Below are 23763 nucleotides of genomic sequence, written 5' to 3'. Positions count from 1 at the left end.
ACGCCACGCCGGCTCGGCCGTTCACGGCTGAGCGGGTGACGCGCCGGGCGTCTCCCCCTCCACCCTGGTGAGCAAGGCGACCGCCCTGGCGTGGTGGCCTCGCGCGCCGGTCCTGTCGAGTTCGGCGACGGCCTCACGCAGCACCGCACGCGCTTCTGCCGGGCGGCCGTCGGCCAACAGCGCTTCGCCGCGCCGCAGCATCGCGGTCGCCGCACCCCGCAGATCACCGCATTCGCGCAGCAGGACCATCGCACGGGCGGCCAGCGAAGCCGACTCCCTCGGTGTGCCGTCCTCCAGGGCGACGGTCGCGGTCATGAGCGTTATCCAGGCGGCGCCGTGCGCGCTTCCCACCTCCTCGTACAGAGTGAGCGCACGTCCGCAGGCGGACCGAGCCCGAGCGAGACGGCCGACCGCGACCGCGCTGCGGGCCAGGCCGTAGAGTGTCGTGGCTTCCGCCTGGGCGAGTCCTTGGGCACGGGCGATGTCGGCCGCTTCCTCGTAGACGGTGAGAGCCTCCTGGGACTGTCCGGCCGTGTGCAGCGCTGCCCCCAGGGCACGCAGCGCGACTCCCTTGTCGTCCGGCGAGAACGAGCGATCGGCGAGTCTCGCCGCCTCCCGGGCGTGGTACAGCTGAGCCTCGGTGTTCCCGAGCGTCTCCTCGCAGTAGGAGAGTCCGGAGAGGCCGTAGAGGTATTCCCGCTGGGCACCGAGTCGTTTGAAGGCCTGGACGCACTCGGCGAAGATGTCGCGTGCGCGCGGGGCGTCCTCGTACAGCAGGGACTGGGCGCGTCCGTAGGCGGCACGCCAGGCGAGGCGCTCGTCACCGGCGGCCGCGGCTGTCCGCTCCACGGCCCGGTAATGCCGGAGCAGCCTGGGGGCGTCGCCGGGCTCCCCCAGGGTGGCCAGCACGGTGTCGGTCAGGCGCGCCGCGGCCGGGTAGCGGCCCCGCGCGCAGGCGTCCTCGATGAGCGCCTCGAGGTGCGACCGGTTGGCGCGCATCCAGCGGGTGGGGTGCGCGAGAAGCCGCTCGACGTCATGGCCGGCCAGTACCGGAGGCACGGGGGTATCGTCCGGTGGCAGGTCGTCCGAGGACCGGGCGCCGCGGGCGTAGGCGGTGGTCGCGAGAAGGACCACCGCGTCCAGCAGACGGTCCTGTGCGGCGGCGATCTCCGTGGCGTCCCGGGGCCCGTCGGTGAGGGTGGCGCGTTCGCGGGCGTGGACGGCCAGTAAGTCGTGGAGGCGGTAGACGGGTTCGCCTGCCAGATCGGTGCCGGCGGGCTCCACCAGATTGCCCGCGACGAGACGCTCCGTGGCGCGCTCACCGTCGCCGCCCAGCAGGGCACCGAGCATCCAGCACGCGAAGTGGGGATACGGCAGCAGACCGAGCATCCGGAAGGCACGCTGATCACCCAGCGTCATGACCGCGTAGGAGTAGTCGAACAGGGTGCGCAGTCCTACGTCGTCCTCGGAGAGCTCGTCCAGACGGCGCCGGGGGCTGTCCAGCCGGGCCACGAAGGACGCCAGACTGGCATCGGGGCGGCGGGACAGCCGCGCCGCGGCGACGCGCAGGGCCAAGGGGAGGTGACCGCACAGCCGGACGGTCTCCCGGCAGGCCGCCGGCTCGTCGTGGACGCGTCGCCGCCCGAGCAGCCGTTCCAGCAGTTCAACGGATTCGTCCGGGCTGAGCGAGGACAGCGGCAGGTCATGGATGCCCGCTGACGCGGTACTCATGCGGCGGCTGGTGACCAGCGCGGCACACCCGGCGGTCCCAGGCAGCAGGGACATGATCTGTTCGGTGTCGCGGGCGTCGTCGAGCACCAGCAGGACGCGGCGCCCGGTGAGACGGCCGCGCAGTGCCGCGGTCCGGGCCTCCAGGGTCTGCGGCAGCGGCCCCTGGTAGCCCGCCAGGTGCAGCAGATCGGCCAGCACCTCAGCGGGGTCTCGGGGGGGCCGGCGTGGCCCCCGCCAGGGGGAGGTACCACTGGCCGTCCGGGTAGTGGCCGCTGAGGTTGTGGGCGGCCGTGACGGCCAGTGCCGTCTTGCCGACGCCGGGCGGCCCGCAGACGTTGAGCACGGGGACGTTGCCCTCGGTGCGCGCGGACGGCGCCAAGTGCCGCGATATCGCCGACAGGGCCGCCGTCCGGCCGACGAAGGCCGAGGGTGAGGGAGGAAGTTGGCACGCCGCCGTCCAGGGGGAGAACACAGGCGTCCTTGAAGACGTTCCGTCCTGAGCGGGTGGGGCGGTGGTCGCCTGTTCCGGTGCCGGCGGCAGCAGCTCGGGCGCACCGGCCAGGATGGCCTGGTGCAGATCCTGCAGGCGGGCCGATGGGGCGACCGCCAGTTCTTCGTCGAGAAGGCGATGCAGCTCGCGGTAGGCGCGCAGCGCGTCGGCCTGCCGTCCGCCGCGGTACAAGGCGAGCATGCGCAGGTACCACAGTCGCTCCCGCAGCGGATGGGCGGCGGAGAGCGCTGTGAGACGGGCGAGCGACTGGGTGAGGCGGCCCTGCTCGAGCTCCAGCTCGGCAAGCCGCTCGCACGCTGTCAGGTGCAGCTCCTCCCAGTGGGGCACCTCCTCGCGGTGCAGCACCTCGGAGGGGACGTCCGCGAGCAGGGGGCCGCGGCGGAGAGCCACCGCTTGTGCCAGGCAGGCCTCCTCCGCGGTGGCTTCTTTGCTGCCCGCGTGGCGGGCCGCTCGTGCGGTCAGGTCCCGGAACTCCGTGACGTCCAGGGCGTGCGGCTCCACTGCGAGGAGGTACCCCCCGGTGGTCGTGCGCAGCAGATCGGCGGCAGGTCCCAGTGCTCGGCGCGCGCGTAACACATAGGTCTGTAGCACAGCTTTGGCCCTGAGCGGGGGATCGGTGTCCCACAACCGGTCGACGAGGTCGCTCACCGGGACGGACTGGCCCGCCCTGAGCAGCAGCGCCGCGAGGAGGGCGCGGTGTTTCGCGGCCGGAATCGATGCCTCCCGGCCGTCGACGAACACCCGCATGGGCCCCCACAGCTCGAACCGCACCGTCGTCATGTCGTGTCCCCCCCTGATCTGCACGCCGACGGAGAACCAGCATAGAAACGCGGGCGGTCAGACCGCGGACCGCCGCCCGGCCGCTTCCGAACCCGCTGCCGTGACCGGTCAGGGACGGAAACATTCCGGGCGGCCGACGCCCACCGGGTCGAAGCACACCCGCAGTCCGGTGGTCTCGCTCGCGTCGACCATGTAGGTGAAGAGGTAAGCCTTGGTGTCGTGGACGTCGGCGACTTCTTCTCGCTGCGACGGGCTGCCGGGAGCCGAGATCTCGATCGCGTCTCCCACCTTCGCATGCCAGAACCGGCCCCATGCCGCCGCGCACACCTTGCTGTACCGGATTTGCACGAAAGCACCGGTCCGGGTGCGGTGCTTGGGCCCGAGCACCTCCGACCGATCGGGTAACGAGCAGAACGTGGGGGCGCCGGAGTCCTTCCCCTCGCACGTCTTCCCCCGGCAACCGACAGGGGGTTCCAGGACGGGGGACGCCAGACTCGTCGCCTGTCCGGCACCCGAGTCCTGCACGGACAGCGCCGTGATCACCGCGGTGGCGGCCAACGCGGCCACTCCCGCGCCGAGGAGGAACAGCCACCTGTGCCAAGCCTTGCCAAGCGCGGCCGTGGTGATGCCCGTGGCGCCGGTGGCGGTCAGGACGGCCGTGGCGCTCGGGGCGCCGGCGGCAGCCGGGGCAGGTACGGGCGGCGGCACGGCCGGGGTGGAGGGGGTGGAGGTGGAGGGGGCGTGCCGGGCGCGCCCGCTCCACTCCGCGTCCGCCAGTTCCCACAGTGCCAACAGCCGCCCGGTGGGCTCCTGAGCCAGTGCGCACAGGGCCAGGACGGCTTGCCGGGGCACGGGCTTCTTGCCGTTGAGGTAGCGCTCCCACGAGGACTTGCTGTACGCGGTGCGCTCGGCCAGCGCCGCCAGGCTCAGGCCCGTGCGCGCCCGTACGTCGCGGAGTCCTTCGGCCAGCGCCGCACATTCCGGTGCGGGACCGGTCATTTTCGCAGCACCTGCCAGGTGTCCGGGCCCACGATGCCGTCCTCCGGCAGTCCGGCCTTCTTCTGGAGACGCACCACTGCTGCGATGGTCTGCTGCCCGTAGATCCCGTCGACGACGCCCGGATCCACCTTGTGATGGCGCAGCAGGCACTGGGCCTCCACCACGTCCCAGCCCGGTCCCGCGAGGATGGCGGTGCGCGTGGTGCTGTACCGCGCGGTCAGTCCCCCGCCCACCGCCCGGGACCTGCGCACGTCGCAGGGGTAGGTCTTGCCCAGCTGGTAGACGTACGGGCCTGGCCCCTCGGTGGCGGTGCCGGTGCTGCCGCTCGGCCGTGGGCTGTCCACGGCCGTCTTCGCCTTCCCGTCCCCGCCGTCGTCGTCGCCCCAGGGCGCGGCGATCAGCATTCCGGCGCCCATCCCCACGAGCGCGGCGGCCACGACGGCGGCGAGGGCGATGGGCCTGCGCACCCCAGGCGGCCGCTCGGTCCCCACCGCCGTGCGCCGTTCCTCCTCCGCTGCCGCCTGCTCGCCGCCGTCCTGCACGTCGGCCGCCGGGGACCGGGCCTCTCGCTGCTGCCACGCTTGCTCGGCCATCTCGTGCAGGACGAGCACCTGGGTCGGCTCCGTCCCGACGACCCGCGCCAGTGCCTCCACCGCCTGCCGTGGCGGCAGCGCCTTCCCGTTGAAGTAGCGCTCCCAGGAGGCGCGGCTGTATCCGGTCTTGGACTCAAGCGATACCAGGCTCAGCCCGCTGCGGTCCTTCAGCCGGCGCAACTGGATGATCAGTTTCCGCACCCGCTCGTCGAGCGAATCCGGTAATTCCTTCCAACGCGGCATGCTCCACCCCATACGCGTCGAGTTCCGTGAGGCTCAGTATCCGCCTCCCGCGTCCTGCGATGCGCCGCTTCACCCTCCTCGGGTAGCGGCGATTCGGCCATGGGGTGACTCCTTGTCAGCCCCCTCGACTGCCGACTGCGTCCGCTCCGTACGGGGCGCGTCACCGCTTCGGGAGGAGGCCGGCCGCCCACAGCGGACGGCAAAAGACAAAGGCGGACGGCAAAAGACAAAGGCGGACGGCAAAAGACAAAGGCAAGGAGCGTTATCCACTCCTTGCCACTCTCAACGTATAGCGCACGGGGGGCCTTGCGGCAAGGCCCCGGCGGTGCTGCACAATCTCCGGCCGGAGCAGCTGGCTGAAATGCAACCGTGGTCAATGGGGGGTTTGATGATTGACGTGATCGTGGTCGGCGGCGGACCGACCGGTTTGATGCTGGCCTGCGAATTGCGACTGCACGGTGTGCACGTGGTGGTGCTGGAGAAGTTGACCGAGCCGACCGGGCAGTCCCGCGGACGCGGTCTGCACGCGCGCAGCGTCGAGATGATGGACCAGCGCGGCCTGCTGGACCGGTTCCTCGCGGTCAGTGAGAAGTTCCAGGCCGGCGGTCTCTTCGGCGGCATCGTCAAGCCGTGGCCGGACCGGTTGGACACGGCTCACCCGTACGGCCTCGCCACCCCGCAGTCGGTCACCGAGCGGCTGTTCACCGAGCGTGCCCTCGAACTCGGTGCCGAGATCCGGCGCGGCTGCGAGGTGGCCGGGCTGAGCCAGGACGAGGACGGGGTGACCGTCGAACTGGCGGACGGCACGCGGCTGCGCTCGCGCTACCTCGTCGGGTGCGACGGCGGCCGCAGCACGGTGCGCAAGCGGCTCGGTGTCGGTTTCCCCGGTGAGCCCGCCCAGGTGGAGACGTTGCTGGGGGATATGGAGGTGATCGAGGATCCGGCGACGGTCGCCGCCGTCGTAGCAGAGGTCCGCAGGACCCAACTGCGGTTCGGCGCCATCCCCGAAGGGGACGGGGTGTACCGCCTCATCGTGCCCGCCGACGGTGTGGCCGAGGACCGTGCGACCGTCCCGACCTTCGAGGAGTTCAAGCGACAGCTGCGGGCGGTCGCGGGCACCGACTTCGGGGTGCACTCGCCGCGTTGGCTGTCCCGGTTCGGCGACGCCACCCGGCAGGCCGAGCGCTACCGGGTCGGCCGGGTGCTGCTGGCCGGCGACGCGGCGCACATCCACCCGCCGACCGGCGGGCAGGGGCTCAACCTCGGTATCCAGGACGCGTTCAACCTCGGCTGGAAGCTGGCCGCCGAGGTGGGCGGCTGGGCGCCGGAGGGGCTGCTGGACAGCTATCACACCGAACGGCACCCGGTGGGCGCCGGCGTACTGGACAACACCCGTGCGCAGATCACCCTGTTGGGGACCGATCCGGGTGCGACCGCGCTGCGGGAGCTGTTCTCGAAGCTGATGGACTTCGAGGAGGTGAACCGGTACGTGACCGAGATGATCACCGCGGTCGGGGTCCGCTACGACTTCGGTGAGGGTCACGAACTGCTGGGCGGGCGGATGCGGGACGTACGGCTGAAGCGGGGGCGCCTGTACGAGCTGATGCACGGCGGGCGCGGACTGCTGCTCGACCGGACCGGCCGGCTCTCGGTGGCGGGCTGGGCGGACCGGGTCGATCACGTCGTCGACGTCAGTGAGGAACTCGATGTGCCCGCGGTGCTGCTGCGGCCGGACGGCCATGTGGCATGGGCCGGTGAGGACCAGCGGGATCTGCTCGGCCGGATGCCCGAGTGGTTCGGCGCCGCCGTGAGCTGAGCGCGTGGTCCGCCCCGCGAGGGCGAGCCGATCGAGGACAGCCCAGGGCGACGTCTTCCCGGCCCGGGGCTGAGCCGCGGTCACGATGTGGTGGCTCCGTCGCGGCGCCCAGAACCCGGCCGCAGGGCACCGCGCGGTCTACCGCCGCCCGCGCCGGGAGGGGCGTCGCGGCCTGGACACGGGGACCTCGCGGTTGCCGCGACGGGCATGGTCCGCGAGCACGATCCTCCACCCCAGCGGTCGAGGACCCTCCCCGTCGCTGTTCGTCAGGCGGGGGTTTCGGCGGTGACGGTCAGGACCGCGCGGCCGAGGATGTGGGCGGCCATGGTGAAGCCGAGGACGGCCGGGGTGGCGTCGGCCGGGACACCGATGGACTCGACGTCGAGGGCGTGCACCACGATGAAGTAGCGGTGCGGGCCGTGCCCGGCCGGCGGGGCGGCCCCGATGAAGCGGGCCGCGCGGGCGTCGTTGGGCAGGTGGAAGGCGCCTTCGGGCAGACCGGAACCGGTGTCGTCACCGGCGCCCTCGGGCAGTTCGGTGACGGTGGCGGGGATGTCGGCGACCGCCCAGTGCCAGAACCCGGACCCGGTGGGGGCGTCGGGGTCGTAGACGGTGACGGCGTAGCTCTTGGTGCCTTCCGGGGCGCCGCTCCAGGACAGCTGCGGGGAGATGTCCTTGCCGCCGGGGACGCCGGAGATACCGGAGAACTGCTCGAGCGGCCAGGCGGCGCCGTCGGTGACGGTGGTGCTGGTAACGGTGAAGGAGGCCGCCTCGGGGAGGCGGGCGAAGGGGTCGTTGGCGCTCATGGCGTCGTTCCTTTCAGGCCGTGCTGTGGGTGGGCGTGATGCCCGGCCGTGCCGTGGGTGGCGATGACGCGGTCGGCGAAGGGCCCGCGACGTGGCGCGGCGGTATGTATCGCCGTCGTCACCGGTCATCGACTATGGATCGACCATAGCAGCAATAATCGATTATCGAGGCCATCATCTATCCTGAGTGCATGACCCAGACAACCCCCACCTCGACCCCACCGGGGAAGCGGATGCTCTCCGAGCAGGTCTACGCGCATCTGCGGGACGCGATCATGCGCGGGGACTACGCCCCCGGCGACGCCCTCAAACCGCAGGACCTCGCCAAGGAACAGGGCGTGAGCCTGGCCGTCGTGCGCGAGGCGCTCGTGCGGGTGGTCGGCGAGGGCCTCGCCGACCGGCTGCCCAACCGCGGTTTCGCCGTCCCGGCCTTCTCCGATCGCCGCTGGCAGGAGATCGCGGAGGCTCGCCGGACCATCGAACCGGTCGTGCTGCGCATGTCCGTCGAGCGCGGCGACCTCGACTGGGAGACCCGCGTGCGGGCCGCCCACCACCGTCTGGTCCGCACCCCGCCGTACGTGCCGGAGGAGGGCGCGCACTACAGCGGCGCGTGGTCCGAGGCGCACCGGGTCTTCCACCGCACCCTGCTGGAGGGGTGCGGCAATCCGGTCCTGCTGGAGACCTTCGACCGGCTGTGGACCGCGAGCGAGCTGGCCCGCCGCTGGTCGGCGCACCGCAACCCCGACCGGGACGGCGCCGCCGAGCACCGTCGGCTGGAGGAGGCGGCGCTGGCCCGCGACGCCGACACCGCGGCCGAGGTACTGGCCCAGCACCTCACCATGACCGCGGCCGTGCTGACCGGCCGTACCCACCACGAATCCGCGGAGGAAGTCTGATGTACCTCGCCGACCTGGCCGGACGGCCGCACCTGAGCGCCGGCACCGGAGCTGTGGCATGACGTCGTACGAGGCGAGCGCCGGCCGCCACTGCCACGACGCCGTCGGTCCCCTGCACTCATGCGTGTACTTCGCGCCGGAACGGCAGGACGAACTCGCGGCGCTCGGGCTGGAGCCCGGCGCCATGGCCTACTTCGCGGGCCGCGCGGCACCGCTCGGGGCGGTGGGCGCGGGCACCGTCACGGCGACGTTCTACAACTTCAACCCCGAGCACGTGAAGCGGTACATCCCCGCCGCGTGGGCCCTCGCCACACCGGAGGCGGTGCTCGCGGCCCGGCTGCGCGGCGCGGACAGAACACTGCGACGGCTGCTCGGGGAGGAGGCCCTCACCTCGAAGGAGATGGCCGAGGCGGCCGAGTTGGCGATGCGGGCCACCGAGGCGTGCCGCCGAGAGGCGCGCCCGCTGTACGCCGCCAACGCCGACCTGCCCGTGCCCGGGGAGCCGCATCTGACCCTGTGGCACGCCGCGACACTGCTGCGCGAGCACCGGGGCGACGGTCACCTCGCCGCCCTGGCGGTCGCCGGCCTGTCCGGGATCGAGGCGCTGGTCCTGCACAACGCCACCGGCAAGGCGCCGACATCGGCGCTGTTCATGCGGACTCGCGGGTGGTCCGCCCGGCAGTGGGCCGACGCCCGGGACGGCTTGCGCGAGCGCGGTCTGCTGGACGAGGCCGGGGAGCTCACCAAGGCGGGCGCGGCCCTGCGCGGTGAGGCCGAGGCGCTCACCGACCGCCTCGACGCCGCCCCGTACGACCACCTCGGTGCGGCCGCCACCGCGCGCCTGACCGAGCTGGCCGGCGGCTTCACCGCAACCCTCAGGGCGGCGGGTGCCTTCCCCGCGGTGCACTTCGGCAAGGGGTGAGGCCGGGACCGGGAGCCGGGTGGTGTCGCCGTGCGGGCCGACACCGCCCGGCTTCGACTCCCGTTGCGCGTTAGTGGCAGGTTGGCCGGCAGTCCGGTGCGTCCGTCGGCGGGACCGAAGGGGAAGTTGGCCTTGACGCCGGTGTAGCCGCGCTCCGCGTAGTCCCGTGCCATACGGCGCACTTCGCGCAGGTCGTCGTCGGGCTGCACCTTGCTGGCGTAGGCCCGGACGGTCTTGCCGGACGGGCCGCCGAGCAGCTGGTACACCGGCTTGCCCGCCGACGTGCCGACCGCGTCCCAGATGGCGATGTCGATGGCGCTGATGGCCTCGATGGCGGCGCCCTTGCGGCCGTAGACGATCGAGGAGCGGTACATCTGCTCCCAGATCTGCTCGGTGGCGGTGGCGTCCAGGCCGGTCGCGATGCGGCCCAGGTGGGCGTTGACCATCAAGGTGGCGGCGCCGATGCCGTCCTCGGAGTAGCCGAGCCCGGTGGTGCCGTCCTCCAGGGTGACGCGGACGACGACCACGCCCTGCGGCCAGGTGTTACCAGGACCAGCCGTAGCCCCGGCGGGGGAACTCGTTCATCGGACTCGGTCCGCGGACGCTCTTCTGCTGCTGCCAGACGTTCCCCCACATCGAGCGGGGGACATGGCGTGCTTCAACGCTGGCGATCTTCAGGTGGAACCTCGTTGCTGGAGGGGCGGTGCCGGTGGCGGTGAGACAGGTCGTCCGGCGCGGCGCCCAGGGGATACGCGCTGCCGTCCCGTTGACATGTTCAGCAGAAGCAACCTAGTTTTTGCATATGCTGCCACTGTATTGCAAATATTGCAACATGATCGTTTGGGTGGAGGTGCACCCGGAACTCGCCGCAGCGACGCGCCCCGGAGGCGAACAGAGCCACAGACAGCGAGAAGGCGGTTGGCAGTGACCACACAGACCATGCAGGCCATCAGGTGGACCGGCGCCGGCCGGCTGGCGCAGGACACCGTGCCCACTCCCACGCCTCGACCGGACTGGGTGCTGGTCGAGGTCACCCGGGTCGGCATCTGCGGTTCGGACCTCGCGATCTGGCACGGCGAGCACGCCCGCGCCCGGCCCGGAGTCATCATCGGCCACGAATTCGTCGGAGTCGTCGCGGCGGCACCGGACAACACGGCGCTCGGAACCGGCACACACGTCGCCATCCGCCCCCTCATCTCCTGCCACGACCGGGACACCACATCGCCGTGCCGGCCCTGCGCCTCCGCGAACTCCCACGTCTGCGCCCACCTCGGCCTCTACGGCGTCGACGAACCGGGCGGCCTGGCCCAGTACGTCCTGGTCCGGGCGGACGCCGCCCGCCCCATCCGCGGCGACGTGCCCGACGAGCTAACCGGCCTGGCCGAGCCGCTCGCCGTCGCCGTCCACCGGCTGCGACTGCTGCAGATCACCGCGGCCGGCACCGACCAGATCGCCTGGCAGGATCTCCCCGCCACGATCACGGTGGCCAACTCCTTCGGCCACGGCCGATCCGTCGCCGAACACGTGCTGATGACCGTGCTGGCCGCCCGCAGACACCTGTTGTGGCACGATGCGCGGCTGCGCCAGGGACACTGGCACAGCCGGCTGGCCGACCCCGAGGCACCCACCTTTCGCACCCTTCCCGGCACCACCGTCGGAATCGTGGGACTCGGCCACATGGGACGGTCCATCGCGCGGCTGTGCTCGGCGGTCGGCATGCGCCCCATCGGCATCCGGCGCTCGGCGGCCGAACGCAGCACCGACGACCCCGACCTCGCCTGGGTGGACGGCCCCCACGCCCTGCCCGACCTCCTCGGCGAAAGCGACGTCCTGGTGCTGGCCTGCCCCCTGGACGACACCACCCGCCACCTGATCGGTGCCACCGAACTGGACCTGCTCGGACCCGACGCACTCCTGGTCAACGTCGGCCGCGGAGCACTGGTCCAGGAACGGAGCCTGTACGAGGCACTGCGCACCCGGCGGCTGGGCGCGGCAGCGCTCGACGTCTGGACGACACCGGCGGGCCCCGCACCCACCCCGCCCTCATCCCTGCCCTTCCACGAACTCACCAACGTGATCATGACACCGCATTACTCCGCCACCGCGGAGGACACCTACCGCGACCGGGCAGGGGAAGTCGCCGACAACCTCACGCGCCTGGCCACACGACGGCCACTGCGCAACGTGGTCCGCACCGGGGAAGCGGAGGCCACCCGATGAACCGGACCCACCCGCACACCACCGACGCCCTCACCATCGGCGAGACCATGGTGATGGTCACCCCTCAGGAAGGCGGCCGGCTCGACGCCGAGTCCAGCTTCGTCCTGCGGCCCGGCGGTGCCGAGTCCAACGTCGCCGCGCTCCTCGCCGAACTCGGCCACCCCACCCACTGGGCCGGCGCCCTGGGCACCGACCGGCTCGGCGACATCGTCACCACCGTACTGTCCCGCCACGGAGTGGACACCTCTCTGGTGCGCCGCGACCCCCACCGCCCGACCGCCGTCTACTTCAAGGACCCCACGCCGCAGGGCACACAGGTCGCCTACTACCGCGGCGGATCGGCGGCCACCGGCCTGAGCACCGCCGACCTCCCGGCATGGACCAGCCTCAGCCCCCGCGTCGTCCACCTGTCCGGCGTGCTGCCGGCCCTCTCACCGAGCTGCGCCGAACTCACCCGCCACATCGTGTTCGACCGCCCCTGGCCCAACACACCCGTCAGCTTCGACGTCAACCACCGCCCCGTACTGTGGCAGCGCGCGGGTGACGGCCCCCCGGCCCCCGGTGAGCGGGCCGCGGACACGCTGTACGACCTCGCCCAGCACAGTGACATCGTCTTCGTCGGGCGAGACGAGGCCGCCGACCTGTGGGGCACCACCGACGCCGAGAGCGTCCGCGCCCTGATCGACAAGCCGGAACACCTCATCGTGAAGGACGCCGCCGTCGAGGCGGTCTCCTTCACCGGCGCCGGCACCGTACGGATGCCCTCCCGCCGGGTCCGCGTCGTCGACCCGGTCGGCGCCGGAGACGCCTTCGCGGCCGGCTGGCTGAGTGGCTGGCTCCACGGACAGCGGGAGAGCCTGCGGCTGGGACTCGGACACTATGCCGCCTCGCGGGTCCTCGCGTCCGCCTCCGATCTGACGACACTCCCGGCGGCCGGGGACGTCATCACCTTGCTGGAGGATGAGTCCGGCAGCAGCTCCCAGGACAGGAACTGAGGAACCCCTTCATGTCGCAAACCGTCGCCCGCGCCATCGACATCATCGGCTTCGTCTCCCACCAGCCGCGCTCGCTCAACGATGTCGCCGAACACCTCGGTGTACACAAGTCGACGGCTCTGCGACTCCTCCAGACCCTGGAGGAGGCCGGATTCGTCCGCAAGGACGCCGGTGGCCACTACGCCATGGGCTTCCAGCTCATCGCCTACGGCCAGCTCGCGCTCGACCAGGTCGAGGCCCGCTCCCTGGCCCACCCCGTCCTCCAGGAACTGGCCGCGCGGTACGGCCACACGGTCCATCTCGGCGAACTCGTCGGCGACCGCGTCGTCTACATCGACAAGGTCGACGGCAAGGGCACCGTGGCCATGGGCTCCCGCATCGGCCTCCAGGCCCAGACCCACACCGCCGGCGTCGCCAAGGTGATCACCGCGTACCAGGACCCGGCGGCGCAGGAACGCATCCTCGACCAGGCCACGTTCGAGCGCTACACCGACACCACACACACCAGCCGCGAGTCCCTCGTGGCGGATCTGCGGGAGACCCGCGCCCGCGGCTGGGCGGAGGACAACGGCGAACACGAGGGCTACATCAACTGCGTCGCCGTGCCCGTCTTCGACGCCCGGGGCAAGGTCACCCACGGCATCTCCGTCACCGCCCTGGCCGCGGTCGCCCCGCTCGCCGAACTCCGTGGCCATCTCGACGAATTCCGCTCGGCCGCCCAGCAGATCAGCACCGAACTGGGCTGGAAAGGAAACACCCCATGACCGCCGCCGACCTCAGCAACGGCTTCTTCGCCCGGCACCTGGCCGCCATCCCCGTGATCGGCATCTTCCGCGGCCAGGACCCGGCCACCACCGTCGAACTGTGCCGCCGCGCCTGGGACTTCGGCGTCACACTCGTCGAAATCCCCGTACAGTCCGAATCGGCCCTGCCCTCCCTGGAGGCCGCCGTCGAAGCGGCCCGCGCCCACGGCAAGCAGGTCGGGGCCGGCACGGTCACCACCGCGCGACGCCTGCGGCAGGTCCAGGACATCGGCGCCGCCTTCACCGTGGCCCCCGGTCTGCATCCGGAGGTCGTCGAGGCCTCCACCCAGGCCCGGCTGCCCCACCTGCCGGGCGTCGCCACCGCCACCGACGTCGCCAACGCCACCGCCACCGGCCTGACCTGGCTCAAGGCGTTCCCCGCGGAGCAGCTCGGCACGGGCTGGATCACCGCGCACCGCGCGCCGTTCCCCGATGTGCACTTCGTCGCCACCGGAGGCATCGGTGCGCACAACGCCGCCGGCTTCCTGTCGGCAGGGTGCGCCGCCGTCGCCGTGGGGTCGGCGCTGGCCGACCCCGCCGCCCTTCCCCGGCTGCGGGAGGCGGTGAGCCCCGTGCGACGAGAAACACCGTCCTGCACGGCAGGGCCCCGCTCACCCCTGTCCTGACCGCCGCGGGAACCTCCAGCCCCCGAGAACCGCACCAGCCGCACCCCCGGACAGCGGCGTCGCACTGCACTTCAACGGTGAGATCCGCAAGGCGATCCTGAAGAGAGTCCCCATGACCCACACACCCTCCGCGCCCGAAGTCGACCCGAAAGCCATCAGACGAGTCGTCGTCGCCAGTTCCATCGGCACCGTCATCGAGTGGTACGACTTCGCCCTGTACGGCGTGGCATCAGCGCTGGTCTTCGGACCGCTGTTCTTCCCCAGTCAGAGCTCGGTGGCCGGCACCCTCGCCTCGTTCGCCGTCTTCGCCGTGGCGTTCTTCGTCCGGCCCCTCGGCGGCCTCATCGCCGCACACGTCGGTGACCGCGTCGGACGCAAGCCGGTCCTGGTCTTCACCATCACCCTGATGGGAGCGGCCACCGTGGCGGTCGGTCTGCTGCCGACCTATGACGCCGTGGGCGCCTGGGCCCCGGTTCTGCTCCTGCTCACCCGCATCCTCCGGGGCATCGGCGCGGGCGCCGAGTTCGCCGGCGCCGTCACCACCGTCGCCGAATACGCACCGGTCGGCAGCGCGGGTTCTACACCTCCTTCGCCCAGGCCTCCGTAGGTGCCGCCTTCGTGCTCTCCACCGGCTTCTTCTCGATCCTGGGCACCGTCCCCGAGCACGTCCTGCTCGACTGGGCCTGGCGCATCCCCTTCCTGGCCAGCGTCGTCATCTTCGCCGTGGCCCTGTTCATCCGGCGCCGCATCGAGGAAACCCCGGACTTCGTCCAGGCCCGGGAAGCCGTACGGGTCCAGGAGGGGAAGAAGCCCCCGGCCCGCAAGATCCCCGTCGTCCAGGCCATGCGGGAACGCCCCCGCCACCTGATGGTCGGACTGCTGTGCGGTTCCGGCCTGAACGTGGCCGGCTACCTCGTCAACACCTTCTCGCTCAGCTACCTCAAGAACACCCTGGACGTGTCCGGCACCGTGGCCACGGTCGGTGTGGTCGTCGCCATGGGCAGCAGCATCTTCACCGTGCCCCTCTTCGGCCGGCTCTCCGACCGGGTGGGACGCATACCGGTCCTGGCCGGCGGCGCCGTCTTCACCGCGCTCTTCATTCCGCCGTACTTCCTCCTGCTGCGGTCCGAGCAGTCGGTGCTCATCGTGCTCGCCATGACGGTCGCGTACGGCGTCGGACAGAGCGCGATGCTCGGTTCGCAGTCGGCCTTCCTGTCGGAGCTCTTCGAGACCCGCTACCGCTTCACCGCGATCGCCTTCTGAGGACTCCGAGGAACTCGACGGTGCGGACCGCACAGCACTCGCCTCGAGAACCTGAGAAGCCCAGCGTCCCGGCCGGCCTGCCGGCCGGGACTGCCCGCCGACGATCACGTACGCGGCGCCCATGAGGTGTGCCAGGTGTGCCACGATCATGCCGACCGGCCCGGCCCCGCTGACGATCATCCGCTCCCGGCGACCGCCTAGCCCGCGAGGGCGGCGCCGCCGTCGGCATCGGCACCGGTACCACCTGCGCCGCTGTCGCCGCGCAGTGCGCGCACCGGGACGACCTGACAGTGATCAGTGCCGCGCAGGAGCGGCCGCACGTCCACCTCGACGTCCTGATCCTCGGCTGCGGCGGCCTGTCCGCCGAATGACACTGGGCGACCTCTCGCTCGCCGATGTCCTGGTCACCGACCGGACACCTCCGCCGCACCCGCGGGAGGCGTTCACGGCCGCCGGTGCCCAGCCCGGCGGGGGCCGCCCGCCGGGAAGCCCGGGTGGCCGCGGGCCCGTAGATTGGAGGCATCCCCCGCACCGGGGGCGGGCTCCCCGGGGAGGTACGGCTCCAGCGTCACGAGGTGCACTTCATGGCCGTGCTGACGTACGTGTTGTCGGTGCTGGCGGCATGCGCCAACGCCGTGGCGTCGGTGCTGCAACGGAAGGCGAACCGGGAAGTACCCGTCGAGTTCGAGCTGAAGCCGCAGCTGATCACGCAGCTGCTGCGCCGCCCGGTGTGGGTGGCCGGGGTGCTGGGGGTGATCGCGGGATTCCTGCTCCAGGCGGCGGCGCTGCACCGCGGGCAGCTGTCCGTGGTGGCACCGATCCTCGCCTTCGAACTGCCGCTGACCCTGATGATCGCGGCACGCGTTTTCCACGCGCCGCTGCGGCACCGCGAGTGGGCCGCCTGCCTGGGGATGTCGGCCGGACTGGCCGCGGTCCTGTACTTTCTGGCCCCCTCCTCGGGCCCACCCGGATCCGTGCCGTGGCAGGTCTGGCTGATGGCGACCGGCGCCACGGAGGCGTTGACGCTCGCGGCGTTCGAGTGGGCACGCCGCGGTGACATCGCGACGGACCAGCGTGTGGGCAGCGCCCGGCGGGCGGCGGGGTTCGGACTGGCCGCGGGGTGCCAGTTCGGCATGACGGCCGCGTTCGTCAAGGCGATGACGCTCCGGCTGGGGCACGGCATCGGGGCCGTCCTGACCGGGTGGGAGGTGTACGCGATGGCCGTCTCCGGCCTGGTGGCGATGTTCCTGCTCCAGTCGGCGATGCATGCCGGGCGCCTGATCGCCGCCCAGCCCGCTCTCACGCTGGCCGATCCGCTCGTCTCCGTCATGTGGGCGGTCGCGGTGTTCGGCGAGCGGGTGCGGGGCGGCACATATCTGCTGCTCGCGATGGCCGGGGGTGCGCTGCTGGTCTTCTCCGTGCTCGTGCTGGCGCGCTCCGACCTGCTGGGCGACGGGGACCTTCCCTCCGTCACACCATCGAGGGACGGTCACCGGCAACCGGGCGAAAGATAGCCGAGGAGGGGCGCGGCGAGGCATCCGCCGCGCGGTCGCGGGGTACCTCCCGTGTGCCGACGTGGGCGGACAGCCCGCTGCGCCGGGCGGCGAGTAACTCCATCGAACGGGATGTGGCAGCGTGGTCTACGCGTACGGACTCACCGCCGCCTGCCTGCTCGGACTGGGTTTCGTGCTTCAGCAGCACGCGGCGCAGAGCGCGCCCCTGGCCGACTTGCTGTCCTTCCGGCTGCTCCTCGACCTGCTCCATGACCGGGTGTGGCTGGCCGGTATCGGCTGCATGGTGGTCGGCCAGATCTTCGGGGCGCTGGCACTCGCCCAGGGCGATGTGTCCATGGTCGAGCCGTTGCTGGCCACCAATCTGCTGTTCGCCATGGCCCTGGCCCGGCGGCTCAGCGGTCAGAGTCTGGGCTGGTCGGGATGGGCGGGCGTGGTGCTGCTCAGCGGTGGGGTGGCGGCGTTCATGCTGGCCGGCCGGCCGGCCGGCGGCTCCAGGGCGGAGATCGGCGCGCTGCGGTTCTGGCTGGTCTTCGGCGGTGTGCTGGCCACGGCTCTCGCGCTGGTCGTGGTCGCTCGCCATCTGCGCCTGGCGGAGGAGCCGCCGTTCCTGGCCGCCGCGGCGGGTGTGCTGTACGGCCTACAGGACGCGCTGACCCGGATGTCGAGCGAGTTGTTCGGCGCGGGCGGTGTGATGGCGGTGGTGACGAGCTGGCAGCCCTACACGATCGTCGCGCTCGCGGTGACCGGGCTCATGCTGGTGCAGAGCGCTTTCGAGACCGGTCCGCTGCGGATGTCCCTGCCGGGCCTCACCGCGGCCGAGCCCCTGGCCGGGATCGTCTGCGGCGTCGGCTTCCTCGGCGACCGGCTGCGTCTCGATCCTGCCGCGCTGGCCTGGCAGGCGGGGGGTCTGCTCGCCGTGGTGGCGGGGGTCGTCGTGCTCGGCCGCCACCCGGCGATGCCGTCCGGGGTCCGGCCGGCAGATGCTGGTCCAGGTGGCGGCGGAGATCCGCGGGGAGAGGGGTGAGGGACATCGCGTCCCACGCGACCGCGGCTCCCGGCCCGTCGAAGGCGCCGTCGAACAGCACCGTTTTCTCCGCCGATCTCGGCGACAGTCGCCGAGGACCGCTGCTCAAGGTCTGGCCACCGACCGGAACTCGGTCGGCGTCATACCGGTGCGCCGGTGGAAGAACGCGCTGAAGACCGTCGGGAGGGCGAATCCGACGCGCTCGCCGATGACGGCCTGTGCCAGCGAGGTGTGGACGAGCAGGCGTTTCGCCTCCAGCACCACCCGGTCGTCGATGTAGCGCTTGGCGCCGCAGCCGACGGCCGCCCGGGTGGCACGGGTGAGCGTGCGGGCGCTGTAGCCGAGCCGGGCGGCGTAGTCCTCCACGCGGTGGGTGCGGTGGAAGTCCTCCTCGACAGCCCGCCGGAACCGGTGGAACGGTTCGCTGCTGCCGGAGTCCCTCCGCCGTCGCGGGTCGGCGAGATGGACCAGCCGGATGACGATCACCGACAGCAGGTTGCGCAGTGTCTCGAGGTACGCCTCCAGCGCCAGACCGGACAGCTCGGCGTGCTCCGCCACCAGCGCGTCCAGGAGGCCGAGCAAGGCGGCCTGACGGGGCGGGTCCGGTGTGATGAGACGGTGCGGGACGTCTTCGCCGTCCCGGATGAGAGCGTCCGTCGCCGCACTGGGGAAGCCGGACGGAAAGACCAGCGCGGTGGCGTCGCCGGCACCGGCTCCGTCCGGGAACCGCAGCACCTGCCCTGGCCACACCCACAGCCAGTCGCCCGCGCCCAGCGTGTACGAGGTGAGGTCCACCGAGCACTCCAGACGCCCGCCGCGCACCGCGACGATCAGGTGGAAGGCTGGACGCGCGGGCATGGTGAGGGGCAGCCCCCGCGCGTCGGCGCGGGCGGCGAGCCCGGGAAGGTCGAGGACTTCCAGACCGGGCGGCCGACCGGGTGTCGGGCGGTACGACACGGCCGGGATGCCGGTCGCCGCTCGATCGGCCGCGATCTGTCCGTTTTTCTTCATCGCCTGCCCGAGTCTACGTCGGCCGCTCCCGCCCGCCCGTCCTAGATTGGCCGACGGGAAGCGCCACCGAGCCACGAGCCGTGACCCGCCCTCAGGAAGGATCGCCATGACGATCGAGTTCGCCACCCGTTACCGCCAGAGCTCCCGCATCCCGCCCGAGCCGGGCCGGCCCTACTTCATCGAGAAGGGCATGGGGGACCGCGCCCACCTCTTCACGGACCTGTTCACCATCTACGCCGGTGGTGAGCAGACCGAGAACACCTTCAACTTCTTCACCTGCGAGGGCCCCAAGGGAGACACCATCCCCGCTCACTCCCACCCGGACACCTACGAGGTCTTCTACATCACCGACGGCGCGGTGCGCCTGTTCGTCGAGGACCTGGCGGGCGAGCAGTACGAGAAGCTGCTCACCAGTGGTGACTTCGGGTTCGTCCCCAAGAACTGCCCGCACGCCTACCGCATCGAGCGCCATCACAGCCGCATCGTGGGCGTGGCCGCGGGCCCCGGCGGAACCTTCGAGCGGTTCTTCGAGAACCTCGGCACGCCCACGGCCGAACTCGGCCTCCCCCAGGAGCCGTTCGTGCCGGAACCGCATACGTTCGCCACCGTGCCGCGCCAGTACGACGTGCGCTTCCTGCCCGACCACCAGTGGCGCACCGGCGGCTGAGCGACCACGCCTGTCCGAAGGCGCCGTTCGCCGGCCACTGGTCGGTACGGACACCCCGGTGGCACGTGCCGAGTCGCCCGCACCGCCCCCCCGCACCGTCCGCCGAAGACACCGGAAGGGCCCATGTCCTGCGACACCCCTGGATACCTCGACGTCCACGCCCACTTCGTCACCGACTCCTACGTCCGCCAGGCGCGCGCCGCCGGGCACGAACTTCCCGACGGCGTCCCCGCCTGGCCCACCTGGTCGGCCACCGCCCACCTGGAGCTGATGGACCGCTGCGCCATCGAGACCGCGATGCTCTCGATCTCCTCCCCGGGCATCCACTTCGGCGACGACACCGCCGCCCGCCGCCTGGCCCGTGAGGTCAACGAGGCAGGCGCCGAGACCGTACGCGAGCACCCGGGCCGTTTCGGCCTGTTCGCCTCGTTGCCCCTGCCGGACGTCGACGGCGCCCTGGAGGAGATCGCCTACGCCTACGACGACCTGAACGCCGACGGCGTGATCCTGGAGACCAACACCCACGGCAACTACCTCGGCAACGGGGACCTGGAGCCGGTGTGGGCCGAGCTCGACCGGCGCGGCGCGGTGGTTTTCCTGCACCCGACGTCCCCGGTGTGCTGGGAGCGGTCCGCCCTCGGGCGCCCCCGGCCGATGATCGAGTTCATCTTCGACACCGCCCGCAGCGTCACCGACCTGCTCATGGCGGGCACCCTGGAGCGCCACCGCGACCTCACCGTGATCGTGCCGCACTGCGGTGGCGCCCTGCCGGTCCTGGCCGACCGCATCGACGGATTCATGAACATGTTCATGCCGCCGCGCCCGGAGTCGCCCACCGCCGTCGAACAGCTCGGCCGGCTCTACTACGACCTCGCCGGACCCGCCCTGCCCCGCCAGCTCCCCGCCCTGCTGGGACTGGCGGGCACCGACCGGCTCCTGTACGGCAGCGACCACTGCTGGACCCCAGCCGCCGCGGTCCAGGCCCACATCGCGGGCCTGGACTCCGCTCCGGCACCCGAAGGCGCCGTGAGCTGGCGGGCGCTGACCACCGCCAACGCCCGCCGCGTCCTGCCCCGCACTCCCCGCCGATCCACGGAGTCCCCCTCGTGACCGACCGCGGTCCCACGCCGCTCCCACCGCACCTGCTGGCACCGCCCGACCCGGCGGCCCTGCCCCTGCCCCCGCCGGCTGCCCCCGCCGCGGGCGTGCGGCTCCTGCGCGGCGCCGTCTACGCGATACCGGACGGCAGCCGCCCGCTGACCGTCGACCTGTGGCTGCCCGAGGACGCCACCGGATGCGTGCCCGTCGTCGTGTTCGTCCACGGCGGTGCCTGGCGCACGGGCCTGCGGGACGATCTCGGCCCGCGCTTCCGCCACTGGCGGCCGGGCCCCTTCGCCCGGTTGGCCCAGGCCGGGTTCGCCGTGGCCTGCCCCGACTACCGCCTCAGCGGCGAGGCGCCGTACCCCGCCCAGGCCGACGACCTGGCCGCCGCACTGGCCTGGCTCCACACCCGCGCCGCCGGCCTCGGCCTCGACACCGCGCGGACCGTACTGTGGGGCGAGTCCGCCGGGGGACACCTCGCCGCTCTGACCGCACTGACCGGGCACACCCGTACCGACACCGCCACCATCACCGGCTGCGTCACCTGGTACGCCCCCACCGACCTGCCGGGACTCGCCGAGGACCGGCCGCCGGGCGCCTACGACCCGCACGACCCGGCCTCCTTCGAGGCCATGCTGCTCGGCGGGGCCCCGGCGGACAGACCCGAGGCGGCGCGCGACGCCAGCCCGGTCACCCATGTGAGCACGCACGCGCCGCCGTTCCTCATCCAGCACGGCACCGACGACGCCCTGGTGCCCGCCCGGCAGTCCGTCCGTCTCGCCGAGGCCCTGCGGGCGGCCGGGCACCACCCGGACCTGCACCTGGTCACCGGCGGCAACCACCTCTGGGCGGGCCTGGCCGACGAGGAGGTGACGGGCTGCTACGCCCGCACCGTGGACTTCGCCCGGCGCCGTACGGACGTGGCGGAAGCCTGAGCCGAGCAGCGTGTGCCGGTCATCCCCGTGGGGCCGGCAGTGTGCCCGCCGACGGGACGGTGTGCCCGTACTGCGCGGCCTGGGCGGTGAACATCCCCCGGTAGAGTCCGTCCTCGCGCGCCATCAGCTCTTCATGGGTGCCCTCTTCGACGACACGCCCCTGCTCGAGGACGTAGATGCGGTCGGCCGTCGCGGTCGCCGCGAGCCTGTGGGTGACCAGCACGACCGCACACCCCTCCCGGGCGAGCGACCGCAGTCCTTCGAACGCCGCGATCTCCGCATGCGGATCGAGCGCCGACGTCGGCTCGTCGACGAACAGGAACGGCGCGCCACGATACAGGCTGCGCGCGGTGCCGAGCTTCTGCCACTGCCCGCCCGAAAGCTGGACACCGCGCTCATAGCCCTTGAAGACGATCGAGTCGAAGCCGTGCGGCAGTCCTTCGAGCAGCCCCAGCACATCGGCGGCCCGTGCGGCGTCCTTGACGCGGTCCATGTCCCGGGGACGGTCGCCGGCGCCGATGGCCACGTTCGCGGCGGCCGTCATCTCCCAGCGCGGGAAGTCCTGCGCCAGCATCCCGACCGCGTGGAAGACCTGGGCCCGGTCGGCCTCCCGCAGCTCGACCCGGTTGCCGTCCTCACCCTCCCACCACACCTCCCCCTCGCCGGGGACCAGCAGCCCGGCGAGCACCTTGGTCAGGGTGGTCTTCCCGGAACCGTTCGCGCCCACCAGGGCCGTCACCTCGCCCCGGTGGACCGACAGGCTCACCCCCGTCAGCGACGGGGAGGCCGCCCCCGGGTAGGTGAACGACACGTCCGCCACCCGCACCGCGCGCACGGACGAGGGCAGCGGGGCCCCGGCGGACGGGATGGCGTGCTCGGTGGCCAGCTCGATGGCGGTCTCCGTGTCCGTGAGGAACAGCAGTTCCTCGTAGAGGCGGTTGACCTGCTGGACGAGGGAGGTGAGCCGTGCGGTCGAGTTACGGATGGCGATGACCGCGGTGCCGCCGACGGCGAGCGGCAGCCCACCGCTCGCCAGCAGCCACCACAGGACCCCGTAGCAGGCCAGCGACGCCAGACCCGCGAAGCCACCGGCGACCAGGTCCGTGGAGGCCTGCGCACGGGCCAGCCGCCGCTGCTCGGCCTCCGTCTGCCTGGACATCTCCTGGTAGCTCGACAGCAGCTTGCTCCCGGCCGCGTGCACGCGGATCTCTCCGGCCGCATGCGGGCGGGTCAGATACGACAGCAGCGAGACGATCGCCCGCCGGTGGTCGACCCAGGCCAGCCGTGACACGTACTCGCGGCGCGCGGAACGCACCGCGCCCCACCCCTTGGGCAGCGCGATCGCCAGCAGCATCGGCAGGAGGGTCCAGTGCAGCGACGCCAGGACGACCGCGGCCGCCACCATGCCGATGAGCACATTGCCCACTCCCACCGACAGGCGGAGCATGCTGCGGGCGGAGTCGGTGCCGAACCTGCCCGCCTCCAGGACGCGCTGGATCTCCGGCCGCTCGGTCGCCTCCACCTCGACACGGGTGACGGCCTCGTAGTACCGCGCGGAGACGGCCCGTTCCACCTGGGGCTCCAGCCGGCCCGACATCGCCGTCGACCACGCCGCCAGCAGCGCCGCGCCCACCGCGGTGACGGCCAGCACCGTCAGCGCCGGCAGGGCGTCGCGGAGCTTGTCCGCGGTCGGACCGTTCGCGAACAGCCGGGTGAGCATGGAGTTCACCGCGACCAGCCCCCACGCGGCCGTCACCCCCTGCCCGATCTGGGCCGCGACGACGCCGGCCAGGGCCCGTGGGTCCGTCCGCCAGCCGGTGCGCAGCACCATGCCCGCCATGCGCGGCAGCGCGGCGGCCATGTGCCCGAACGAGAGCCGGGTCAGCGGGCCCTCGTGGCGCACATAGGACTGGTCGTAGCGGAGTCTGCCCCCGTAGAGCTCGCGCTCCGCGTTGGAGATCCCGTCCTCGACTGTGGTGGTTTTCGCGTTCTGCGGCGTATCGCGGCGTGGTCCGGCCGTTGTCAACGTGGCTCCCTCCCGACGGTGTGGCGGTGTCGCCGGGTTCAACGACGCCGCCCACCTTTCGAACACCTGTCTTTCGGCCGGTCTGTGAAACCCGGCGCTGTGCGGATGGCGGAAGGTGTCGGATGCATGGACCCTTGTCCCGCAAGAGCGCACCGCGCGGACTGGTTGGCCGAAACGCCGATGGCCCGCCCGGAGGAGGCCGGAGCACATCGTTCGGCATCGAATACGTGGCTTGGCACCTCTCGCCGAGGTTCTGGCGGCGATGCGCGGTCATCGGGCGC

Annotated in this window: 20 protein-coding genes and 2 pseudogenes; 13 read left to right on the top strand and 9 right to left on the bottom strand. The window is 72.1% G+C overall.

Annotation, left to right across the window (positions count from 1 at the left end; genetic code table 11):
- Positions 1–21: 21 nt before the first annotated feature.
- From PS467_RS01695 to PS467_RS01680, 4 genes are all read right to left on the bottom strand, one after another.
- Positions 22–1929, bottom strand: a complete 1908-nt coding sequence (locus PS467_RS01695) for an NB-ARC domain-containing protein (RefSeq protein WP_311033616.1) — start codon at positions 1927–1929, stop codon at positions 22–24.
- A gap of 1 nt (position 1930) precedes the next feature.
- On the bottom strand, positions 1931–3022 hold the full coding sequence (locus PS467_RS01690) for an AfsR/SARP family transcriptional regulator (protein ID WP_311033615.1): 1092 nt from the start codon (positions 3020–3022) through the stop codon (positions 1931–1933).
- A gap of 108 nt (positions 3023–3130) precedes the next feature.
- Positions 3131–4021 (bottom strand): helix-turn-helix domain-containing protein, encoded by an 891-nt coding sequence (locus tag PS467_RS01685; RefSeq protein WP_311033614.1) that lies wholly within the window; start codon positions 4019–4021, stop codon positions 3131–3133.
- Positions 4018–4857, bottom strand: coding sequence for a peptidoglycan-binding protein (locus tag PS467_RS01680; protein ID WP_311033613.1), 840 nt, complete (start codon positions 4855–4857; stop codon positions 4018–4020). Before PS467_RS01680 ends, PS467_RS01685 begins: the two co-directional genes overlap by 4 nt.
- 388 nt (positions 4858–5245) lie before the next feature.
- Between PS467_RS01680 and rox the strand changes: the two genes are divergently transcribed.
- The gene (gene rox, locus PS467_RS01675; protein WP_311033612.1) at positions 5246–6673 is read left to right on the top strand and encodes a rifampin monooxygenase; all 1428 of its coding nucleotides are present in this window, start codon (positions 5246–5248) and stop codon (positions 6671–6673) included.
- 266 nt (positions 6674–6939) lie between these two features.
- Here rox and PS467_RS01670 read toward each other — a convergent pair whose 3' ends face one another.
- Entirely contained in the window at positions 6940–7479 is a 540-nt protein-coding gene (locus PS467_RS01670) for a YbhB/YbcL family Raf kinase inhibitor-like protein (protein WP_311033611.1), read from the bottom strand.
- 191 nt (positions 7480–7670) lie between these two features.
- Here PS467_RS01670 and PS467_RS01665 point away from each other — a divergent pair, with 191 nt between their 5' ends.
- Both PS467_RS01665 and PS467_RS01660 read left to right on the top strand, forming a co-directional pair.
- The gene (locus tag PS467_RS01665; RefSeq protein WP_311033610.1) at positions 7671–8375 is read left to right on the top strand and encodes a GntR family transcriptional regulator; all 705 of its coding nucleotides are present in this window, start codon (positions 7671–7673) and stop codon (positions 8373–8375) included.
- Between the two features lie 58 nt (positions 8376–8433).
- The gene (locus PS467_RS01660) at positions 8434–9297 is read left to right on the top strand and encodes an SCO6745 family protein (RefSeq protein WP_311033609.1); all 864 of its coding nucleotides are present in this window, start codon (positions 8434–8436) and stop codon (positions 9295–9297) included.
- 260 nt (positions 9298–9557) lie between these two features.
- Here PS467_RS01660 and PS467_RS42010 read toward each other — a convergent pair.
- Positions 9558–9824: pseudogene (locus tag PS467_RS42010) on the bottom strand (uroporphyrinogen decarboxylase); the annotation flags it as partial.
- A gap of 397 nt (positions 9825–10221) precedes the next feature.
- Between PS467_RS42010 and PS467_RS01655 the strand changes: the two are divergent.
- The 5 genes and pseudogenes from PS467_RS01655 to PS467_RS42005 all read left to right on the top strand — a co-directional run bounded on the left by PS467_RS01655 (position 10222) and on the right by PS467_RS42005 (position 15204).
- Positions 10222–11517 (top strand): NAD(P)-dependent oxidoreductase, encoded by a 1296-nt coding sequence (locus PS467_RS01655; RefSeq protein WP_311033608.1) that lies wholly within the window; start codon positions 10222–10224, stop codon positions 11515–11517.
- Positions 11514–12512: a sugar kinase gene (locus PS467_RS01650; RefSeq protein WP_311033607.1), complete on the top strand. Its 999-nt coding sequence runs from the start codon at positions 11514–11516 to the stop codon at positions 12510–12512. Before PS467_RS01655 ends, PS467_RS01650 begins: the two co-directional genes overlap by 4 nt.
- An 11-nt stretch (positions 12513–12523) precedes the next feature.
- Entirely contained in the window at positions 12524–13276 is a 753-nt protein-coding gene (locus PS467_RS01645) for an IclR family transcriptional regulator (RefSeq protein ID WP_311033606.1), read from the top strand.
- The gene (locus tag PS467_RS01640) at positions 13273–13941 is read left to right on the top strand and encodes a bifunctional 4-hydroxy-2-oxoglutarate aldolase/2-dehydro-3-deoxy-phosphogluconate aldolase (RefSeq protein WP_311033605.1); all 669 of its coding nucleotides are present in this window, start codon (positions 13273–13275) and stop codon (positions 13939–13941) included. Before PS467_RS01645 ends, PS467_RS01640 begins: the two co-directional genes overlap by 4 nt.
- Positions 13942–14053: 112 nt before the next feature.
- Positions 14054–15204 (top strand): annotated as a pseudogene (locus PS467_RS42005) (MFS transporter).
- Positions 15205–15401: 197 nt separating this feature from the next.
- On the opposite strand, the gene PS467_RS01625 reads toward PS467_RS42005, so the two are convergent.
- Positions 15402–15578, bottom strand: coding sequence for a hypothetical protein (locus PS467_RS01625; protein ID WP_311033602.1), 177 nt, complete (start codon positions 15576–15578; stop codon positions 15402–15404).
- 210 nt (positions 15579–15788) lie between these two features.
- Between PS467_RS01625 and PS467_RS01620 the strand changes: the two genes are divergently transcribed.
- Positions 15789–16718 (top strand): DMT family transporter, encoded by a 930-nt coding sequence (locus PS467_RS01620; RefSeq protein WP_311033601.1) that lies wholly within the window; start codon positions 15789–15791, stop codon positions 16716–16718.
- A 121-nt stretch (positions 16719–16839) separates the two neighbouring features.
- A complete protein-coding gene (locus PS467_RS01615) occupies positions 16840–17742 on the top strand; it encodes a DMT family transporter (RefSeq protein WP_311033600.1) in 903 nt (300 codons plus the stop codon).
- A gap of 105 nt (positions 17743–17847) precedes the next feature.
- Here PS467_RS01615 and PS467_RS01610 read toward each other — a convergent pair whose 3' ends face one another.
- Positions 17848–18753 carry a helix-turn-helix transcriptional regulator gene (locus PS467_RS01610; RefSeq protein ID WP_311033599.1) on the bottom strand — a complete coding sequence of 302 codons (906 nt, stop codon included), beginning with the start codon at positions 18751–18753 and terminating at the stop codon, positions 17848–17850.
- Positions 18754–18859: 106 nt separating this feature from the next.
- On the opposite strand from PS467_RS01610, the gene PS467_RS01605 reads away from it, so the two are divergent.
- From PS467_RS01605 to PS467_RS01595, 3 genes are all read left to right on the top strand, one after another.
- Positions 18860–19420 (top strand): quercetin 2,3-dioxygenase, encoded by a 561-nt coding sequence (locus tag PS467_RS01605; RefSeq protein WP_311033598.1) that lies wholly within the window; start codon positions 18860–18862, stop codon positions 19418–19420.
- 123 nt (positions 19421–19543) lie between these two features.
- A complete protein-coding gene (locus tag PS467_RS01600) occupies positions 19544–20530 on the top strand; it encodes an amidohydrolase family protein (RefSeq protein WP_311033597.1) in 987 nt (328 codons plus the stop codon).
- Positions 20527–21456: an alpha/beta hydrolase fold domain-containing protein gene (locus PS467_RS01595; protein ID WP_311033596.1), complete on the top strand. Its 930-nt coding sequence runs from the start codon at positions 20527–20529 to the stop codon at positions 21454–21456. Before PS467_RS01600 ends, PS467_RS01595 begins: the two co-directional genes overlap by 4 nt.
- A gap of 19 nt (positions 21457–21475) precedes the next feature.
- Here the strand turns inward: PS467_RS01595 and PS467_RS01590 are convergent, their stop codons facing one another.
- Positions 21476–23482 carry an ABC transporter ATP-binding protein gene (locus PS467_RS01590; protein ID WP_311033595.1) on the bottom strand — a complete coding sequence of 669 codons (2007 nt, stop codon included), beginning with the start codon at positions 23480–23482 and terminating at the stop codon, positions 21476–21478.
- Positions 23483–23763 lie beyond the last annotated feature (281 nt).

Origin of the sequence: Streptomyces luomodiensis (assembly GCF_031679605.1) — a bacterium.
Classification (GTDB): Bacteria; Actinomycetota; Actinomycetes; order Streptomycetales; family Streptomycetaceae; genus Streptomyces; species Streptomyces luomodiensis.
Note: the sequence above shows the minus strand (reverse complement) of the source record. Positions and strands in the feature narration are given on the sequence as shown.

Coding starts and splice junctions, on each gene's coding strand:
- PS467_RS01690 (WP_311033615.1), bottom strand. CDS start 3,022: ATGACGACGGTGCGGTTCGAGCTGTGGGGGCCCATGCGGGTGTTCGTC.
- PS467_RS01685 (WP_311033614.1), bottom strand. CDS start 4,021: ATGACCGGTCCCGCACCGGAATGTGCGGCGCTGGCCGAAGGACTCCGC.
- PS467_RS01680 (WP_311033613.1), bottom strand. CDS start 4,857: ATGCCGCGTTGGAAGGAATTACCGGATTCGCTCGACGAGCGGGTGCGG.
- rox (WP_311033612.1), top strand. CDS start 5,246: ATGATTGACGTGATCGTGGTCGGCGGCGGACCGACCGGTTTGATGCTG.
- PS467_RS01670 (WP_311033611.1), bottom strand. CDS start 7,479: ATGAGCGCCAACGACCCCTTCGCCCGCCTCCCCGAGGCGGCCTCCTTC.
- PS467_RS01665 (WP_311033610.1), top strand. CDS start 7,671: ATGACCCAGACAACCCCCACCTCGACCCCACCGGGGAAGCGGATGCTC.
- PS467_RS01660 (WP_311033609.1), top strand. CDS start 8,434: ATGACGTCGTACGAGGCGAGCGCCGGCCGCCACTGCCACGACGCCGTC.
- PS467_RS01650 (WP_311033607.1), top strand. CDS start 11,514: ATGAACCGGACCCACCCGCACACCACCGACGCCCTCACCATCGGCGAG.
- PS467_RS01645 (WP_311033606.1), top strand. CDS start 12,524: ATGTCGCAAACCGTCGCCCGCGCCATCGACATCATCGGCTTCGTCTCC.
- PS467_RS01640 (WP_311033605.1), top strand. CDS start 13,273: ATGACCGCCGCCGACCTCAGCAACGGCTTCTTCGCCCGGCACCTGGCC.
- PS467_RS01620 (WP_311033601.1), top strand. CDS start 15,789: ATGGCCGTGCTGACGTACGTGTTGTCGGTGCTGGCGGCATGCGCCAAC.
- PS467_RS01610 (WP_311033599.1), bottom strand. CDS start 18,753: ATGAAGAAAAACGGACAGATCGCGGCCGATCGAGCGGCGACCGGCATC.
- PS467_RS01605 (WP_311033598.1), top strand. CDS start 18,860: ATGACGATCGAGTTCGCCACCCGTTACCGCCAGAGCTCCCGCATCCCG.
- PS467_RS01600 (WP_311033597.1), top strand. CDS start 19,544: ATGTCCTGCGACACCCCTGGATACCTCGACGTCCACGCCCACTTCGTC.